The sequence below is a fragment of the Megasphaera sp. NM10 genome (assembly GCF_000417505.1).
Taxonomy (GTDB): Bacteria; Bacillota; Negativicutes; order Veillonellales; family Megasphaeraceae; genus Megasphaera; species Megasphaera intestinihominis.
The window spans coordinates 1-911 of record NZ_APHY01000127.1 but is presented as its reverse complement, the minus strand read 5'-3'; the positions used below and the strand labels follow the sequence as shown (position 1 = coordinate 911).

Here is a 911-nt window from a genome sequence, read left to right as displayed (position 1 = left end):
ATCATGGAGAAATGAAAGATGAAGATTGGCTGACAGACTCATGAGCTGTACAGCTGTCATTACGGGACGAAGGCAATCGCGGACCGACGCGCTATTCCGGCGATTGTGCGTCGCCGCTGATGTTCGTCGGCGAAGGGCCTGGCGGTGTGGAAGATGAATACGGCGTTCCCCTCGTCGGCCCGTCGGGGCAGCTCCTCGACAAGGCCTTGTGGAGCGTCGGACTCACGCGGGACCACGTCTATGTCACCAACATCGTCAAGTGCCGGCCCAAGAACAACCGCACGCCGACCCTGGAAGAAGGGCGCCACTGCGCGGACATCCATTTGGTCAAAGAAATCGAACTGGTCCAGCCGAAAGTCATCGTCTGCCTAGGCAAAGTCGCCTTCCAGTATTTCTATGGCCGCGCCGCCAGCATCATGCGCAACCGAGGCAAGTGGTTCACGTGGCGCGGCTATGACATCATGCCGACGTATCACCCGGCCTTTCTCCTGCGCCAGACCGGCCACGAACTGGTCGAATCGAAATGGCAGGTCTACTACGACTTCAAAGCGGCTGTCGAAAAAGCCAAAGCCGCCATGCCCGACTATACCTATCAGAGCCCGGAAAAGCCGGACCTCCTGGCCCAATATGCAGCATTAAAAGAGAGCCGGCATTGGTAAATGGCCCTTGAAGGCTGCAGTTCGCAGGCCGTGTAAAAAAAGGCTGTCGCAGATGCGACAGCCCTTTTTTCTGTAGGGGCGCCACGTGGTGTTATGTGCAATAACATAGTTTACATAAATAGGGGTCTTCCCCCTACTGAAAAAAGTGATACTTTTAGGCATAAGAAGGAGTTGATTCTTATGCCATGGGAAGAAAGGAATGTCACCAAGCTATGTTACGCAAAGAATTCGTTGAACGGGTACTTGCTCATG

1 protein-coding gene is annotated in these 911 nt (G+C 54.4%); it reads left to right on the top strand.

The features are described 5' to 3' along the window. The first annotated feature begins 53 nt into the window (after positions 1–53). Complete coding sequence (locus NM10_RS12645) at positions 54–659, top strand: uracil-DNA glycosylase (protein ID WP_051132269.1); 606 nt, start codon at positions 54–56, stop codon at positions 657–659. The last annotated feature ends 252 nt before the right edge of the window (positions 660–911 follow it).